Origin of the sequence: Bosea sp. (in: a-proteobacteria), assembly GCF_023953965.1 — a bacterium.
In the GTDB taxonomy this organism is placed as follows: Bacteria; Pseudomonadota; Alphaproteobacteria; order Rhizobiales; family Beijerinckiaceae; genus Allobosea.
Genome location: NZ_JAMLIX010000002.1, coordinates 1,276,352 through 1,293,081 on the forward strand (window position 1 = coordinate 1,276,352; position 16,730 = coordinate 1,293,081).

General features: G+C 67.1%; 12 protein-coding genes. 3 read left to right on the plus strand and 9 right to left on the minus strand.

Going from position 1 to position 16,730, the window contains the following annotated elements; all coding sequences use genetic code 11:
* Positions 1-14 precede the first annotated feature (14 nt).
* Both M9917_RS21200 and M9917_RS21205 read left to right on the plus strand, forming a co-directional pair.
* Positions 15-1,583, plus strand: coding sequence for an AMP-binding protein (locus tag M9917_RS21200; protein ID WP_297256993.1), 1,569 nt, complete (start codon positions 15-17; stop codon positions 1,581-1,583).
* A gap of 128 nt (positions 1,584-1,711) precedes the next feature.
* Complete coding sequence (locus tag M9917_RS21205; protein WP_297256994.1) at positions 1,712-2,518, plus strand: IclR family transcriptional regulator; 807 nt, start codon at positions 1,712-1,714, stop codon at positions 2,516-2,518.
* 135 nt (positions 2,519-2,653) lie between these two features.
* Here M9917_RS21205 and tuf read toward each other — a convergent pair whose 3' ends face one another.
* The 3 genes from tuf to M9917_RS21220 form a co-directional block, all read right to left on the minus strand.
* Positions 2,654-3,844, minus strand: a complete 1,191-nt coding sequence (gene tuf / locus M9917_RS21210; RefSeq protein ID WP_297256969.1) for an elongation factor Tu — start codon at positions 3,842-3,844, stop codon at positions 2,654-2,656.
* Between the two features lie 88 nt (positions 3,845-3,932).
* A complete protein-coding gene (gene pncB / locus M9917_RS21215; RefSeq protein ID WP_297256995.1) occupies positions 3,933-5,207 on the minus strand; it encodes a nicotinate phosphoribosyltransferase in 1,275 nt (424 codons plus the stop codon).
* 67 nt (positions 5,208-5,274) lie between these two features.
* Positions 5,275-7,125, minus strand: coding sequence for a TRAP transporter large permease (locus M9917_RS21220; RefSeq protein WP_465246413.1), 1,851 nt, complete (start codon positions 7,123-7,125; stop codon positions 5,275-5,277).
* Between the two features lie 155 nt (positions 7,126-7,280).
* On the opposite strand from M9917_RS21220, the gene glpD reads away from it, so the two are divergent.
* On the plus strand, positions 7,281-8,813 hold the full coding sequence (glpD, locus tag M9917_RS21225; RefSeq protein WP_297256997.1) for a glycerol-3-phosphate dehydrogenase: 1,533 nt from the start codon (positions 7,281-7,283) through the stop codon (positions 8,811-8,813).
* Positions 8,814-8,859: 46 nt separating this feature from the next.
* Here glpD and M9917_RS21230 read toward each other — a convergent pair whose 3' ends face one another.
* The 6 genes from M9917_RS21230 to M9917_RS21255 form a co-directional block, all read right to left on the minus strand.
* Complete coding sequence (locus tag M9917_RS21230; protein WP_297256998.1) at positions 8,860-9,744, minus strand: peptidoglycan-binding domain-containing protein; 885 nt, start codon at positions 9,742-9,744, stop codon at positions 8,860-8,862.
* A gap of 22 nt (positions 9,745-9,766) precedes the next feature.
* Complete coding sequence (gene tssH / locus M9917_RS21235; RefSeq protein ID WP_297256999.1) at positions 9,767-12,508, minus strand: type VI secretion system ATPase TssH; 2,742 nt, start codon at positions 12,506-12,508, stop codon at positions 9,767-9,769.
* 11 nt (positions 12,509-12,519) lie between these two features.
* Positions 12,520-13,491 carry a type VI secretion system baseplate subunit TssG gene (tssG, locus tag M9917_RS21240; protein ID WP_465246414.1) on the minus strand — a complete coding sequence of 324 codons (972 nt, stop codon included), beginning with the start codon at positions 13,489-13,491 and terminating at the stop codon, positions 12,520-12,522.
* Between the two features lie 89 nt (positions 13,492-13,580).
* On the minus strand, positions 13,581-15,542 hold the full coding sequence (tssF, locus tag M9917_RS21245; RefSeq protein ID WP_297257001.1) for a type VI secretion system baseplate subunit TssF: 1,962 nt from the start codon (positions 15,540-15,542) through the stop codon (positions 13,581-13,583).
* A 12-nt stretch (positions 15,543-15,554) separates the two neighbouring features.
* Positions 15,555-16,103 carry a type VI secretion system baseplate subunit TssE gene (locus M9917_RS21250; protein WP_297257002.1) on the minus strand — a complete coding sequence of 183 codons (549 nt, stop codon included), beginning with the start codon at positions 16,101-16,103 and terminating at the stop codon, positions 15,555-15,557.
* Between the two features lie 89 nt (positions 16,104-16,192).
* Positions 16,193-16,675: an Hcp family type VI secretion system effector gene (locus M9917_RS21255; protein WP_297257003.1), complete on the minus strand. Its 483-nt coding sequence runs from the start codon at positions 16,673-16,675 to the stop codon at positions 16,193-16,195.
* Between the last annotated feature and the right edge of the window lie 55 nt (positions 16,676-16,730).

The window sequence follows — 16,730 nt, forward strand, 5'->3', positions numbered from 1 at the left end:
GTCTGGAGATCGCGATGACCCTCATGGCCAATGTCCCCGACAAGACATTCCGGGAAACGATGGATGAGGAGGCTGTTTCCGATCCGGGTCGCGTCTACTGCACCTTCAAGGGCCAGAGCATCACCTTCGGCCAGCTGAACGAGGAGGTTAACCGGCTCGCGAATTCCCTGCTCGGGCTGGGGCTGAAGAAAGGCGATCATGTCGGCGTCATGTTGCCCGGCCATCCCGATCATATCGTGACGATCTTCGCGCTGGCGAAGGTCGGCCTGGTCAGGATTCCCATCAACACGAGCCTCAAGGGGCCGGCCCTCGACTATCCGTTCAGCACCTTCGCCGTCGATGCCCTGATTGCCGACAGCGCCTATGCGGAGCCGCTCGCCCCGATTCTGGAGAGCCATGGGCTGAAGGCGGTCGTTTGGCGTTCCGGCCTGCCGGCCAGTGTCCGCGCAGGCCTCCGCTACGAGGAGCTGGCAGCGGCGGGAGACCCCCGCGCGCCTGCCGTCGCGCCCGGACCGGACGACATCATCGCCATCACCCCCAGCTCCGGAACCACGGGAGCGCCGAAAGGAGTACTGAAGTCGGACCGGACCTTGCGGGCCGGGCCGATGGCGGTGCTGCGCCTGACGGGCGCCCGACCGGGAGAGACGCTGCTTTTCTGGGAATCGCTCCATCATGGTGCCGGCGTCGCCGTGTGCATCGCGGCCGTGCTGGGCAAGCTGACGCTTGGCATGGTCGAGCGTTTCAGCGCCTCCCGTTTCTGGGCGCAGGCCAGGGAAGTGGGCGCCACCCGGGTCCACTATCTGGGCAGCGTCCTGCCGATGGTGCTGAAGCAGCCTGAGAGCCCCGGGGACAGGTCGCATGGCGCGACCATCGCCTGGGGAGGCGGCTGCCCGCTCGAACTGTGGCGCCCAGTCGAAGAACGCTTCAACGTCCAGATCCGCGAAGGCTACGGCCTGTCCGAGCTGATAACCTTCTGCCTGATCAACATGGACGGCAGGGTGGGCTCCGTGGGCAAGCCCCTGTCCTGGTACGAAGCAATGGTGGCCGATGAGAAGGGCGAGCCGTGCCCCGCGGGCAAAGTGGGGGAGCTGTGCCTGCGCGCCACCGTGCCGGGGCTGCATTTCCTCGGCTATTTCCGCAACGAGAAGGCGACGCGGGAGACCATGCGCGGCGACTGGTTTCGCACCGGCGACCTCGTCCGCCAGGATGAAGACGGCTATTTCTTCTTCGCGGGACGGGCCAAGGACGCGGTGCGCCGGCGCGGCATCAACATCTCGGCCTGGGAAGTCGAACGCGTGCTGCTCGACCATCCGGCGATCGAGGAAGTCGCGCTCATCGGGGTGCCCAGCGAGCTTGGCGAGGACGAGATCAAGATATTCGTCCGCAAGGCGCAAGGGGCGGATCTTTCGCCGTCCGAGCTGATACGTTGGTGCGAGCCACGGCTGCCGCGTTTCCAGATGCCGCGATATATCGCTTTCGTGGAGGAATTTCCGCGCACGCCGACACAGCGTATCCGCAAGCTGGAGCTGTCGCGAGAGACCAGCGGCTGCTGGGACTACGAGAAATCCGGCCTGGCTATCTAACGTGACGGGCGGCGCCGTCTTTCGCCCTACCTTCACAAACTCCGTGGCCGCAGGCTATTCAGGAGAGGCACGAACGGATGAGCGGGCCCGATTGTCGGGATTGAACCGACCCATATTGGAGTTTCGCGTTGACGACTGCCAGAAGACAGCAGGCCCCGGGAGCGACCGAACCCGATCCCCGGCTCTTCGTGACGTCGGTGGAGCGCGCGCTGACGGTTCTCAACGCATTCGATGCCGACGGGAAATCCTTGTCGATAACCGAGATCGCAGCCCGGACGAAGCTCGGCAGGAGCGCCGCGCAGCGCTTCACCTATACGCTCCACCAGCTGGGATACCTGCGCCGCGACGCCACCAGCAAGCACTATAGCGTCTCGTACAAGGTGCTCAGCCTGGCGAGAAGCGTCATCGGAACAAATACGGAAGCCGACCGCATCGCGCCCGTCCTGGAGAAAATCGCCCGCAGGACCCAGGAGACGGTCGCCTGGGTCGAACTGGACGATCTTGAGGTCGTCATCCTCAGAAGCATTCCAAGCACGCATCACAGTTCCGTAAACCTGCCGGTCGGAAAGCGTTTCGCCGCGCTCTCCGCCGCGTCGGGCCAGGTGCTGCTCGCGTCCAAGTCGGACAGTGATATCCTGAGGATCTATAGAAACTCGAACGAATATTCGCGGACCCGGTTCGGGGTGATGTCCGACGAATCGGTCCTGAAACATTTCAATACCGTCCACAGGAATGGTTTTTCCATTACAGAGAAGACGGAAGATTACGACAGCATATCCATTTCCGTCCCGGTGATGAATTTTCAAGGAAATGCCGTTGGAGCTATAAATATATCCGCGCTGAAATCACGGTTCTCGCGAGAAAAAACCGAGACTGTCCTCCTAGAAGAGTTAATGGACAGCCGAGTTCTTGCTTCAAAGCACCTGTTTAATTGACAATAAGACCAGACGTTGAGCCGGATTTCTTCCTGAGACATATCACCTGATCGGCGTGGATTGCGGCGGACATGATCCCCAAAGAAAAAGGGCGGTGTCGCCACCGCCCTTTCCCGAAACCCTGCGCCTGTTCGATCAGGCGATGATCGAAGCAACAACCCCTGCTCCAACCGTGCGGCCGCCTTCGCGGATGGCGAAGCGCAGCTTCTCCTCCATCGCGATCGGGGCGATCAGCGTCACCTCCATCGAGATGTTGTCGCCCGGCATCACCATCTCCGTGCCTTCCGGCAGCGTCACCACGCCGGTCACGTCCGTCGTGCGGAAATAGAACTGCGGCCGGTAGTTGGTGAAGAACGGCGTGTGGCGCCCGCCCTCCTCCTTCGTCAGGATATAGGCCTCGGCCTTGAACTTCGTGTGCGGCTTCACCGAGCCCGGCTTGCACAGGACCTGGCCGCGCTCCACGTCCTCGCGCTTCGTGCCGCGCAACAGCGCGCCGATGTTGTCGCCCGCCTGCCCCTGGTCCAGAAGCTTGCGGAACATCTCGACCCCGGTCACCGTCGTCTTCACCGTGTCCTTCAGACCGACGATCTCGATCTCCTCGCCGACCTTGACGATCCCGCGCTCGACGCGGCCCGTCACGACCGTGCCGCGGCCCGAAATCGAGAATACGTCCTCGACCGGCATCAGGAACGGCTGGTCGATCGGACGCTCCGGCTGCGGGATGTACTCGTCGACCGTCTTCATCAGCGCCAGGACCGCATCGCGGCCGATCGCAGGCTCGCGATCCTCGAGCGCGCACAACGCCGAGCCCTTGGTGATCGGAATGTCGTCGCCGGGGAAATCATACTTCGACAGAAGCTCGCGGATCTCGAGCTCGACAAGCTCGAGAAGCTCCGGATCGTCAACCATGTCCACCTTGTTCATGAACACCACAAGCGCCGGAACACCCACCTGACGCGCCAGCAGGATGTGCTCGCGCGTCTGCGGCATCGGACCGTCAGCCGACGAAACCACAAGGATCGCGCCGTCCATCTGCGCCGCGCCCGTGATCATGTTCTTCACATAGTCGGCGTGCCCGGGGCAGTCGACATGCGCATAGTGACGGTTCGCCGTCTCGTACTCGACATGCGACGTCGAGATCGTGATCCCGCGAGCCTTCTCCTCAGGTGCCTTGTCAATCTGGTCATACGCCGTGAACGACGCCCCGCCAGACTCAGCCAGAACCTTCGTGATCGCAGCCGTCAAAGACGTCTTGCCATGGTCAACATGACCAATCGTTCCAATGTTGCAGTGCGGCTTCGTCCGAGCAAACTTCTCTTTGGCCATGACACCCTTGTCCTCGAAGGCGGCCCTTCGGGCCTAGAAACACGGGTCGCATTAGGGGTTTTGGGCCGCCGATGCAAGGCGGCAGGCATCAGCCCCCGAATACCCGCCGGTAGCGCGCGACGGCTTCCGGATCGCCCGAGACCTTCTCGGGGTTGTCGGAGAGCTTCACCGCGGGGCGGCCGTTCGCCCGGGTGACCTTGCAGACCAGCGAGATCGGGTCGAGATCGCGCGAGCCGTCGGGCGAGCAGCCGACGAGATCGTTGGTCAGGTCCGTGCCCCAGCCGAAGGCCATGCGCACCTTGCCGTCGAAATGATGATAGACCCGCTCGATCGCCTCGACGTCGAGCCCGTCCGAGAAGACCAGCATCTTCTCGCGCGGGTCGCGGCCGCGCTCGCGCCACCAGGCCATGATCGTCTCGCCGGCCGGGATCGGCGGCGCGCTGTCGGGGCGGAAGCCCGTCCAGTCGGCGACCCAGTCCGGCGCATGGCGCAGGAAGCTCCTGGTCCCGAAGGCGTCCGGCAGCGCGATCAGGAGGTTGCCGCCATAGACCTGGCGCCACTCGTCGAGCACGCGATAGGGCGAGCGCAGCAATTCCTCGTCCGAATCGGCCAGCGCCGCCAGCACCATCGGGAGCTCATGCGCATTGGTGCCGATCGCCTCGAGCTCGGTGTCCATCGCGAGCAGCACGTTCGAAGTGCCGGTGAAGGCCGGGCCCAAGCCCTCCTTCAGCGCTTCGACGCACCAGCGCTGCCAGAGATGGCCGTGGCGCCGGCGCGTGCCGAAATCGGAGAGCCTGAGGTTGGGCAGCTTCTGCAGCCGCTCGACCTTGTCCCACATCTTCGCCTTGGCGCGGGCATAGAGCACGTCGAGCGAGAAGCGCTTCTGGCCGAGCATGACCCGGCGGGCCCGCAGCTCGTTGATGATGGCGAGCGCCGGCACCTCCCACATCGTGGTGTGGGTCCACGGGCCGTCGAAATGCAGCTCGTACTGGCCGTCGACCTTGCGCAGCTCGTAATCGGGCAGCTGGAAATCGGCGAGCCAGGCCATGAAATCCGGCGAGAACATCTGCGTCTTGCCGTAGAACGTATTACCGGAGAGCCAGATCAGCTCCTTCTTGGAGAAGCGCAGCGAGCGGGCATGGTCGAGCTGCGCCCTCAATTCGCTCTCGTCGACGAGGTCGCCGAGGCGGATATGCTTCGAGCGGTTGATCAGCGAGAAGGTGACGCTGACCTCCGGATGAAAGGCCCGGATCATCTGGAGCATCAGGAGCTTGTAGAAATCGGTGTCGAGCAGGCTGCGGATGATCGGGTCGAGCCGCCAGCCATGGTTGTAGGTCCGCCGCGCGATATCGGTGAAGATCATATCGGCATCCAGAGGCACTTGGGCGAAGGCGATGGAACGGCGCGGGCGCCGGGCGGGAGAGGCGGCATCAGAACAACGCCTTGAGCCCCGGCGCAAGCGCGGGCCACGCAGCCATGCCCAGCGACAGGACCATGAGGGCGACGATGAGCACGCCCAGAAGCGGCAGCACCGCCCGGAACACCGCCCCCGCCGGCACCCGCATGATGCCGCTGACGACATAGACCAGGATGCCGAGCGGCGGCGTCAGCCCGTGGATCATCAGGTTGACCACCAGCACCACGCCGAACTGGATCGGATCGAGCCCCGCCGCGACCGCGACCGGCAGCAGGAGCGGCGCCAGAAGCAGGATCGCGGCGCCGATGTCGAGGAAGAGCCCCGCCACCAGCAGCACGAGATTGGCGAGAAGCGTCACGGCGTATGGTCCGGCGTCCAGCAGGGTGACGAGCCCGGCCATCTCATCCGAGACGCGGTCGACCGCGAGCAGGAAGGCGAAGGGCGCCGAGGCCCCGATCAGCAGGCCGATCGCCGCCGCCTCGGCGGACGATTTGCGCAGGGCCGCCCAGACGCCGCGCCCGTTCAGGCTGCGCAGCGCGAGACAGGCGAGGACGGCATAGGCGACAGCGAGCGCCGAGGCCTCCGTCACCGTCACCATGCCGAGCCGGATGCCGGCGACCACGACGATGCCGAGCCCGATCGCGGGAACAGCCCCGATCAGCGCCCTGCCCCGCTCGGCCGCGCTCGCCTTCGGCGCCGCGTCGACGACGCCGCGGACGCTGAGATGGATGCCGATGGCGAGCGCCAGCGTCAGCACCCCGCCGGCGACGAAGCCGCCGACGAGCAGCGCGCCGACCGAGAGATTGGTCGCGCTCGCCAGGATCAGGAAGGCGATCGAGGGCGGGATGATGTTGTCGAGCATCGAGACGCCGGCGACGATCGCCGCCGCATTGGCCGGCGGATAGCCGCGCGCCACCAAGGTCGGCGCCATCACCTTGGCGCCGAAGGCCGCATTGGCGACCGAGGAGCCGGACGCGCCCGAGAACAGCGCGCTCGCGACCAGCGCCGTCTGCGCCAGCCCCGCCCGCCGGTGGCCGACCAGCGTCGCGGCGAAGCGGATCAGCCGTTCGGCGAGCCCGCCCTCGGTCAGGACCTCGCCGGCGAGCAGGAAGAAGGGAATCGCCAGCAGCAGGAACTTGCCGACGCCGCCGACCATGGTCTGCACGATCGCCGGCTCCGGCATCAGCCCGCCGAACGGCCCGGTCAGCGAGACGCCGGCGATGAGCGCGAAGGGGAGCGGCGCGCCGAGCAGGAGCCCCGCGCCCGCCACCAGCGCCGCGACGAGGCTCGGCGTCGGAAAGAGATCGAAGGAGAGCTGCGCCAGCCCATAGAAGCCGCAGCCGAGCAGGAGCGACGCCACGGCATCCGCAAGCCCCCGTTCGAGCCCGGCCCGCAGGAACAGCGCCGCGAGCGTGAGCGCGCCGCCGCAGGCGAAGGCGGTAAAGCGCAAAGCTTCCGGCAGGCCGAGCACGGTGGAATGCCCGCCGACCAGCGTAGCGACGCTCAGCCCCCCGGCCGCCAGCACCAGCGCGCCATGGAAGGCGACGGCCTCCGCGACGACGCCCGCGAGGCGGCGCGGCCCCGCCGGCAGCAGGCGGACCAGCACGTCGAGCCGCATCGCCAGCGTGCCGGTGACGGCGAGCGGCGCGGCAACCGCGATCAGCGCCAGATTGAGCCAGATCGCCAGCTCGTCCGACCAGACGAAGCCGCCGCCGAAGAGATAGCGTTGCAGCACCGCGGCCATGACCACGAGGAACAGCGCCGCGAGAATCGCCGCGCCGGTATTTTCGAGAACGGCGCGCAAGGCGGCCTCGAACCGCGCCGCCCTTCGCCGCCAGTCCCGGCCCTGTCCTGCCTCGTTCATCCGGCTGCCCGCATCTGCCTTCGCCCAGTGGCCGCCCGGCCCGGCTTTCGTCAAGCGTCGCTGATCGGCATCCCCGACCAATTGGCGACGGGAGCGGGCTTGCGGCGCCGTCCGGTGCGCGCTTGGATGGCGCGCCTTCGAAACAGAAGACGAGCATGGCTTCCGCAACCAACCCGCCCGCCGCCGGCTTCGGCACGAGTCCCGACGCACCCTATGACCTCGCAGTCATCGGCGGCGGCATCAATGGCTGCGGCATCGCCCGCGACGCGGCCGGGCGCGGCGCCTGCGTCGTTCTGTTCGAGCAGGACGACCTCGCCAGCGCCACCTCCTCGCGCTCGACCAAGCTGATCCATGGCGGGCTGCGCTATCTCGAGCATTACGAGTTCCGGCTGGTGCGCGAGGCGCTGATGGAGCGCGAGCGGCTCTGGGCAATCGCACCGCACATCATCGCGCCGCTGCGCTTCGTGCTGCCGCATCACGCGGGCCTGCGCCCGGCCTGGCTGCTCCGGCTCGGCCTCTTGCTCTACGACCATATCGGCGGCCGCAAGCTCCTGCCGGCGACGCGCACGCTCGACCTCGCCCATGACGCCGCGGGCAAGCCGCTCAAGGATGACGCGGCGAAAGCCTTCGAATATTCCGACTGCTGGGTCGAGGACGCCCGCCTCGTCGTGCTGAACGCGATGGACGCAGCCGTGCGCGGCGCCTCGATCCGCACCCGCACCCGCATCACCGCGGCAAGGCGCGAGAACGGTCTCTGGCGGCTCGAGACTGAAGGCGGCGGGACGGTCTGGGCGCGCAGCCTCGTCAACGCCGCCGGCCCCTGGGTCGGCGCGGTGCTCAACGGCGTCATCCATACCGATGCGAAGGCCAGTGTCCGCATGGTCCAGGGCAGCCATATCGTCGTGCCCAGGCTCTACGACCACGACCGCTGCTACATCTTCCAGAACGGCGACGGCCGCATCGTCTTCGCCATTCCCTACGAGCACGACTTCACGCTGATCGGCACCACCGACCGCGACTACCATGGCGATCCGGCGCAGGTCGCGGCCACGCCCGAGGAGATCGCCTATCTCTGCGCCGCCGCGAGCGAGTATTTCCGCTCGGCCGTGATGCCCGAATCGGTGGTCTGGACCTATTCCGGCGTGCGCCCGCTCTATGACGACGGCGCCTCCAGGGCGCAGGAGGCGACGCGCGACTACGTGCTGACGCTCGATGCGCCGCAAGGGCAGGCCCCGCTGCTCTCGATCTTCGGCGGCAAGATCACGACCTATCGCCGGCTCGCCGAGGCAGCCATCGCCAGGCTCGCGCCTCACGCGCCCTGGGCCGCCCGCGCCACCTGGACGGAAGTTGGCGCCCTGCCCGGCGGCGATTTCCCGGTCGGGGGCTTCGCGGCGCTGGTGAACGCGATCGCCGCCGCCTACCCATGGCTCGTGCGCCGCACCGTGACGCGGCTCGCCCGCGCCTACGGCACCCGCGCCCGCGATATCCTCGCGGGCTCGACCGGCATCGCCGATCTCGGCCGGCATTTCGGCGCCGATCTCTACGAGCGCGAGGTGCGCTACCTGATGGCGGCGGAATGGGCGCGCCGGGCCGAAGACGTGCTCTGGCGCCGCGGCAAGCTGGGCTTGAGGCTCTCGCCGCGGGAGAGCGCGGCGCTCGACGATTTCATGCAGTCCGTCGGTCCATAGATCGCCACGCATCCCATCGGACGCGAAGTGGCGATCCAAGCTTTTGTCACAGCTTGTGCAGCAGCTTGCTGGCGAAGACGCGGTTGAGCTGGGCGACGCTGAGATAGGCCGGCTGGCCGGTGCACATCGGCGCGCTGCACATCAGGTTCGCGTCCTCGCCGACATGCACCGGCGTGAAGCTGGAGCTGAGCAGGACATGGCAGACCTCATGCGCCATCGTCGTCTTGTCGGTGGCGCTCGCCGCGATCATCACCGCCGGGCGCGTCGGCGCATGACCGGCGCAGCCTTGCAGCGTCTCGCCGTTTTTCTCGCGCAGCACCGTCGCGAAATAGACGACGATATCGTTGACGCCGACCCCCTGGTTGCTGCCGGAATTCTGAAGCAGGCGCTGCTCGTCCGAGACCTGGTCCCATTTGCAATCGCCGTCGACGATATTCAGCGTGAACTGCTCGCCGGGGGTTAGGCCGACGCTCTGGCCGGTCAGCACGTCGACGCGGATCAGGTACTGCGCATAGATCTCCTCCATCACCTTGAGCTGGGTGAATTCCGGCACCGTCGGATTGTCGATCGAGCGCATGTGGACGTTGATCTTGTGGGTCATCTTCGCGGGCGGCAGCGGCTTCGGCGGCGGCCCCGCCGTGGGCAGGAGCTCGTCGAGCTTGGCCATGGTGTCGCGCCCGACGATGCCGTCGCGGGTCAGCCCCATCCGGGCCTGGAACTGCCAGACCCGGCTTTCGGTCTCGCCGCCGAAGATGCCGTCGGCCTTGCCGGCCTTCTTCGTGCTGATCGCCATGCCGAGCCCGAGATCGATGAAGGCTTGCTGGATCGCCGCGACATGCTGACCGTTGGCGCCGCGCCGGATCGGCGGGGCGCTGCGCGCGGCATTCTGCAAGGCGGCATTGGAGGCGAAACGCGGCGACTTCAGTGCCATGGCACCCTCCTTCGATTGAACGTCAGACGCAGGCGTAGGCGAAGGCACCGTCCTCGACCGTGATCTTCGCCTCGGTCAGCGGCTTCTTCTCCAGCTGCAGGTTGAGGATCGCGCGCGACAGCGCCGGCAGCATCGAGTTGGTGATGATGTTGTCGATCATGCGCCCGCCCGAATCCGGGTCGTTGCACTGGCCGACGATGTGCTCGACCACCGCGTCGTCATAGACGAAGGCAGCCTTGTGGTTTTCGCTGAGCCTCCGGCCGATGCGCCCGAGCTGGAGCCTGACGATTCCCGCCAGCATGTCCGAGGACAGCGGGTAATAGGGGATCGTCACCAGCCGCCCGATCAGCGCCGGCGGGAAGACCTTGAGCAGCGCCGGACGCAGGCTCACCGCCATCGCCTCCGGATCCGGCTTGGCGGCGCCGTTCATCGCCATGCTCATGATCTCGTCGGTGCCGACGTTGGAGGTCAGGATGATCAGCGTGTTCTTGAAGTCGATGCGCCGGCCGGTGCCGTCCTCCATCTGGCCCTTGTCGAAGACCTGGAAGAACAGCTCGTGCACGTCGGGATGCGCCTTCTCGACCTCGTCGAGCAGCACCACCGAATAGGGCTTGCGCCTGACCGCTTCCGTCAGCCGCCCGCCCTCGCCATAGCCGACATAGCCGGGAGGCGCGCCCTTCAAGGTCGAGACGGTATGCGCCTCCTGGAACTCGCTCATGTTGATGGTGATGACGTTCTGCTCGCCGCCATAGAGCGCTTCCGCCAGCGCCAGCGCCGTCTCGGTCTTGCCGACGCCGGAGGGGCCGCAGAGCATGAACACGCCGATCGGCTTGTTGGGGTTGTCGAGCCTGGCGCGGTTGGTCTCGATGCGCTTGGCGATCATGCCGATGCCGTGGCCCTGCCCGACGACGCGCCGGTTCAGCGTCTCGGCGAGGTTGAGCACCGTCTCGATCTCGTCCTTGACCATCCGGCCGACCGGAATGCCGGTCCAGTCCGAGACCACGGAAGCGACCGACTGCTCGTCGACATGGGCGTAGATCATCCGGTTCGCCGGATCGATCTCGCTCAGCGCCGCGAATTTGGCGTTGAGCGTGGTACGGGCTTCCTCCGGATCGGCAGCGGCCGGCTCTTCCGGATCGGCGCTCGCTTGCGCCGGGGCGGCCTCCTCCGCCTGCCCATCCTCGGCCGGCTTCGCATCCGCCGCCTTCGCCTCCCCGCCCGGCGCCTTCTCGCCAAGCTTGGCGCGCAGCGCCTTGATCTCCTCGACGATGGCGAGTTCGCCCGCCCATGCACTTTCCAGCGCCCCGAGCTTTTGCTGCCGCTCGGCGATCTCGGCCTCGATCTTGCCGAGCCGCTTGGCGCTGTCGGTACCGAGATCGGCATCCGCCGTCAGCGCCGCCTTTTCCTGCTCCAGCGAGGCAATCGCGACGCGCGCGTCCTCGATCGCGGCCGGCGTCGCGCTCTGGCTGATGGCGACGCGGGCGCAGGCCGTGTCGAGCAGGCTCACCGCCTTGTCGGGCAGTTGCCGGGCCGGGATATAGCGATGCGACAGCGAGACCGCCGCGACGATCGCCGCATCCGAGATGCGCACCTTGTGATGCTTCTCCATCGGCCCGATCAGACCGCGCAGCATGGTGCAGCAGCGCACCATGTCGGGCTCGTCGACCTGCACCGGCTGGAAGCGCCGGGTCAGCGCCGGGTCCTTCTCGAAATACTGGCGGTATTCCGACCATGTCGTCGCCGCGATGGTACGCAGCGTGCCGCGCGCCAGCGCCGGCTTCAGGAGGTTGGCGGCATCGCCAGTGCCGGCCTGCCCGCCGGCGCCGATCAGCGTATGCGCCTCGTCGATGAACAGGATCACCGGCGTCGGCGAGGACTGCACCTCGTCGATCACCGAGCGCAGCCGCTGCTCGAACTCGCCCTTCATCGAGGCGCCGGCCTGCATCAGCCCGATATCGAGCGCGCAGACACGCACGCCCCGCAGCGGCGGCGGTACGTCGCCGGAAGCGACGCGCTGGGCGAAGCCTTCCGCGATCGCGGTCTTGCCGACGCCGGCCTCGCCGGTGAGGATCGGGTTGTTCTGGCGCCGGCGCATCAGGACGTCGATGACCTGGCGGATCTCGTCGTCGCGGCCGAGGATCGGGTCCATCGTGCCGGAGCGGGCCTTGACGGTGAGGTCCTGCGAGAAGCGGTCGAGCGCGGTTGTGCCCTTGGCGCCCTCGGCCTGCTCGGGGCCGGGCGTTCCCGCCGCGCGCAGGCCCGAGCCATCCATCGGCCTGAGGTTCTCTTCTTCCGAGCTTTCCCAGATCTTGCCGTGGCCTGCGGCCAGTTCCTCGACCGGAATCTTGGCGAATTCCTTGGAGAGGCCGGTCAGCGTCCGGCGCAGCTCCGTCGATTTCAGCGCCGCGACCAGGAGGTGTCCGGTCCTGATCTGCGTCTCGCCGAAGAACAGCGTGGCGTAGTGCCAGCCACGGTCGAGGATATCGACGATGGCGTTGGCGATGCCGGGCATCTCCGTCTCGTTGCGGCGGAAGCCCTCGACCACGCCGCCGAGATCCATCAGGAGCCTGGCGCGGTCGAGCTTGTAGTGGTCGGCGGTCAGGGTCAGGTCGTTCGAGGTGCCCTGCAGGATCTGGAGCAGCCAATGCGCCAGCTCGACATTGCGGTTGCCCGCCCCCTTCGCCTGCCTGAGCGCCTGGAGGAAGGTATCGTAGCCGACCCGGTTGAGCTTGCCCGTGACGGCTTCGAGGCTGATATCGGCCATGATCGTCCCCTTCAATGTCCGGTGGCTGCGGTGCGGCTTCGTTTCAGGCGCAGGCTTTCGGCGGGATGGAAGCGCGCGTCGCGTCGCAGCGCGCCTTCCTCGGCGTCCCAGTTCGGCGCCATCCAGCTCGTCCAGCCGAGATGGCCCGACTGGCCGAGCCGGACGGGCTTGACCGCGCCGACCGGAAGGCCAAGCTCGACATCCCATTCGAACTGCTCGCCGAGATGGAAGAAGACCGCGTCGGCCAAGGGCTCGCAGCGATCGCCGTTCGGCAGGAAGCGCTCGAATTCGGAAAGGTCGCGCGCGATGATCTTCACGCGGAACTTGTCCTCGACGCTGTAGACGCCGGCACCGAGCAGCGCGTCGCCGCCGAGCGTGCAATGGGCGCCGCCGAGCCGCGTGCGGTCGGCCGGATCGAAGACCAGCCACATCCCGGTGAACTGCTCGATCTCGACATCCGCCTTGAACAGCCCGGCGAGGAAGCGCCTGAGCCTCGAGGCCGATTTCGCCTGCGCGCCGATCAGCCCGGCATGGCTAAGCTTCTCGGCGTCCGGCACGGTGTCGCGCTTCAGATAGGGTTTCGAGCCCAGTCCGATCATGCTGCCGATATAGGCGGCGAAGCGGTCGAGATCGGGCCGGTCATGCTGCGCGATCGGGCGCGAATCCGCCCAGGCCCGGTAGAAGAGCTGCAGGAAGCGATGGTTGAAGATGTCGAGGAAGCGCGGGAAGGCGTCGTCGCGCGTGAGCGTCCAGTGATAGCTCTCCTCGGTCGTCGCCAGCGGCAGCGGCCCCTGCGGCCCGAGCAGGCCGAGGAACTTGACGAAGAGGCGCAGGCGCCCCTGCCCGTCGCGATCGGCCTCCGCCAGGCTGGAAGCCGGGAAGTCGAGATAGGGCTGCTCGCCCAGCGCGACATATTCCTCGCGCCGCGAGGCGACGTCGCCGAGCCGCGGCCGATCGGGAAAGCTGCGCTCCAGCCGGCGCATCACCGCATAGAAATCGAAGCGCCAGGGCTCGGCCTCGAGCCGCGCCTGATAGTTCGGCGCCTTCTCCAGCGGGGTGGCGGCTTCGTCCGTCACAGGATCCGCCTCGATCCGGCGCGCGGCGCAAAGCGCATCACCTCGCCGCGCTCGACGGTGCGGATCACCGTCTGGGTGAAATGGTTCATCGCCGCGTATTCGGCGAAGAAGCGGTCGAGCACCGCCCCCAGCAGGAAGACGCCAGAGCCCTCGAACGCCTTCTCGTCGAGCAGCACGGTGATCTCGAGCCCGCGCGCCGCGCCCGTTCCCGCCCGCTGCGGGAAGCGGCGGACGACCGCGCGGCTGTCGACGCTCTTGATGCCGCGGATGCGCCGCTCGGTGGCGCTGTCGGCGAGATCGGCGAACAGCGAGAGCAATTCGCGCAGCGCCTCGCCGTTCTCGCCCGCCCCGCGCTGGACGAGGCCGAGATGGTTGAGGCTGAGGAGATTGACCAGCCGCCAGGTCACGATGCCGGTGCTCGCCGTCTCCGAGCGCAGCTTGAGCTGGGAGACGACCGGCTCGCGCGGCGGCGTCGGCCCGGAAAGGCAGGCGATGTCGAGCGAGACATTGTCGATCAGCCGGAAATCGGCGCCGCCCTGCCCCGTCGGCAGATGCTCGGTCAGGTGCCGGTTGGAGCAGAGCGCGCGCACGCTGAGCTCGGCGACCGAGGCGGTGTCGGCGAGGCCGGCCGGCTCGACCAGCGAAATGAACATCTCCGTGCCGGTATAGTCCGACGCCTTGCCCTGCCGGCGCTCGGCCGAGGAGCGCCGGCGCGGCAGGCGGCGCTGGGTATAGTGCAGCCCATGCGCCGGCGAGGCGCCCTCCGGCGAGGAATAGAGCGGATGGACCGGCTGCTTCTCGCGCCCGCCGACATAATGCGCATGCACCGACAGGATGCTGTGCGGCTCGTAGTCGAGCGCGCGGCTGCGGTCGGGCACGACATGGAATTCGTGCTGGTTCGTCCGGACCGGGATGCGGTCCGCCGTCTTCTCGAACAGATTGACGGCAGGCGCCGCGTAGAGCGCGAACATCTCCTTGCGCACGGCGCCGGGCAGCCGCGCATTGACCTCGTCGAAGACGAAGACGATGTCGACCGTCTTGGCCTGGAGCTTCGGCATGACGCTGCCCAGCCCCTCCAGCCGGAAGCCGAGGAACTTGCGCGGGAACCAGAACAGTTCGCGTAAAAGCTCGAAGCCGCGGAAGATCCGGGTATCGGCCGGCAGCAGCGCCTCGTCCTCGTCGAAGCCGATCTGCTCCAGCCGGCAGCCCTCGCCCGGCGTCACGACGGGATCGCCGAATTCGTCGAGATGGCGGAAATGGATGCCGATGCAGTTCGCGAAGAGCTGCTCGTAGAGCGCGACCGCATCGCCCTCGGCGCCGAGCAGATGGACGGGCAGCGTGCGGGTGCGGCAGCCCGCGAACCAGCTCGCCGGGTTCTTCAGCGCCTGCGCGGCGGAAGGCTCCTGTTCGGAATCGGCCATGACCCGGTGGGTCAGGGTGAGCCTAAGGCCCGCCAGCGCCCGCGGTCCGGTGTGCAGCCCCAGCGCCTGCAGCGGCCCCGGCGCCGGGATATATTCCGCCCCGGTGATCTCGAAAGGCCAGAGCGTGACCTCGCCGCCGAGCCGGTAGCGGCAGGCGACGCGCCGCTCGCGTTCCAGATAGGTCGCGTCGATATAGGAGCCGCGCGGGATCGAGAGCCCCTCGCGCAGCGCCGGGTCCGAATAGGGCGCGGCGACACCCGCCAGCAGCGCCGACGGCGTCGGCGCGAGGTAGTTCGGCAGGAGTTGCTCGATCAGGTTGTTGGTGAATTCGGGGAATTCGTGCCTGAGCTTGAGCTGGACCCGGGCGGCGAGGAAGGCCGCGCCCTCCAGGAGGCCGCCGACCATCGGGTCCATGCGCTCGCCGGACAAGCCGCCCAGCCGCTCGGCGATGCCGGGATATTCCTCGGCGAACTCCTTGCTGTGCTCCATGAACAGCCGGAGTTCCTGGTTGTAGAGGTCGAGAAACTCCTGGTTCATCGCCTCGTCACCTCACCGGCCCTTGATCGCGATCTTGCCGGTGTCGAGCTCGAGATCGGCGACGAACTGGACCGGAATATTGAGCGGTTCGCAATTGAGATCGGCGCGGACGAGGAAGCGGATCCTGAGCTCGGCCGGATCGAGGCTGTCGTCGCGCTCGACGGCGACCGATTTGCGGATCAGCCGCGGCTCGTAGCCGACCAGGACATCGGCGAGGTCCTCGCGGATGGCATCGACGCGATGCTCGTCGATCGAGAGCCGGGCGAGATCCGGAAAGCCGTGGTTGAGCACCGAGCGGCGCACATGGTCGAGTCCCGAAAGATCGACGCAGGAGCTGAGATTGATGGTGTTGACCAGCGCGTCGAGATCGAGCGCGATCTCGCGCCTGAGCTTCTGCTCGGTGATCGCGGCGCGCGGCGCCGCGCGCCGCGGCGCGATCACGCGTTCGCCGCCCTCGTCCCTCAGGTCGAGCGCGGTCCTGGCATCCTTCTCCAGATGCGCCTCCCGGAAGGCGAACATCAGGGGCGGCCTCAGCCGCTTTTTCGAGACGGGATCGACCATGGCCTATCGCACCGCAGGCAAGGCACCGGCTCCGGCGGGCGCCGGGGCCGGTGCGCTTCAGCTCACTTTCCAGCTCACTCGGCCCCGGTTCACTTGGCCTTGGCCTTGATGTCCCAGGTCATGGTGATCGGCGCTTCGAGCGTGCCGTCCTCCTTCTGCGGCTTGTACTCGAACTTGATCTTGGCGTAGTTCAGCGAGAACTGGTCGGTCGGGATGCTGATGCCGCCGGCCGCGTCGGCGGACGTGTAGCCCGACACCAGGAGGTCCTCCAGCGTCACCACATAGTAGTCCTTCTGCGTCTCGCCCTGCTTGCGGACATAGAGCACGGCCTTCTTGATGTGCTTGCCGCTGGCGCAGGACAGCGCCAGATTGGCCGAAGCCTTGCCGACCGGGCAGGTGAAGTGGATGTCCTGGAAGCTCGCCTTGCCGGAGCCGCCGCCGGTATTGCTCGCCATCGAGCCCGCATTGCTGATGCCCCAGGAAAAGGAATCGACCTCGATCGTATCCTTGTGGATCTTGTCCTTGCTTTCGCCCTTGATCCCGTCGATCTCGAGCAGGAAGTCAGCAGCCATTTTTACCTCCAAAGGTAGGGATTGCTTGAGGCTCGCGGATGCGGGCCCGCTTACG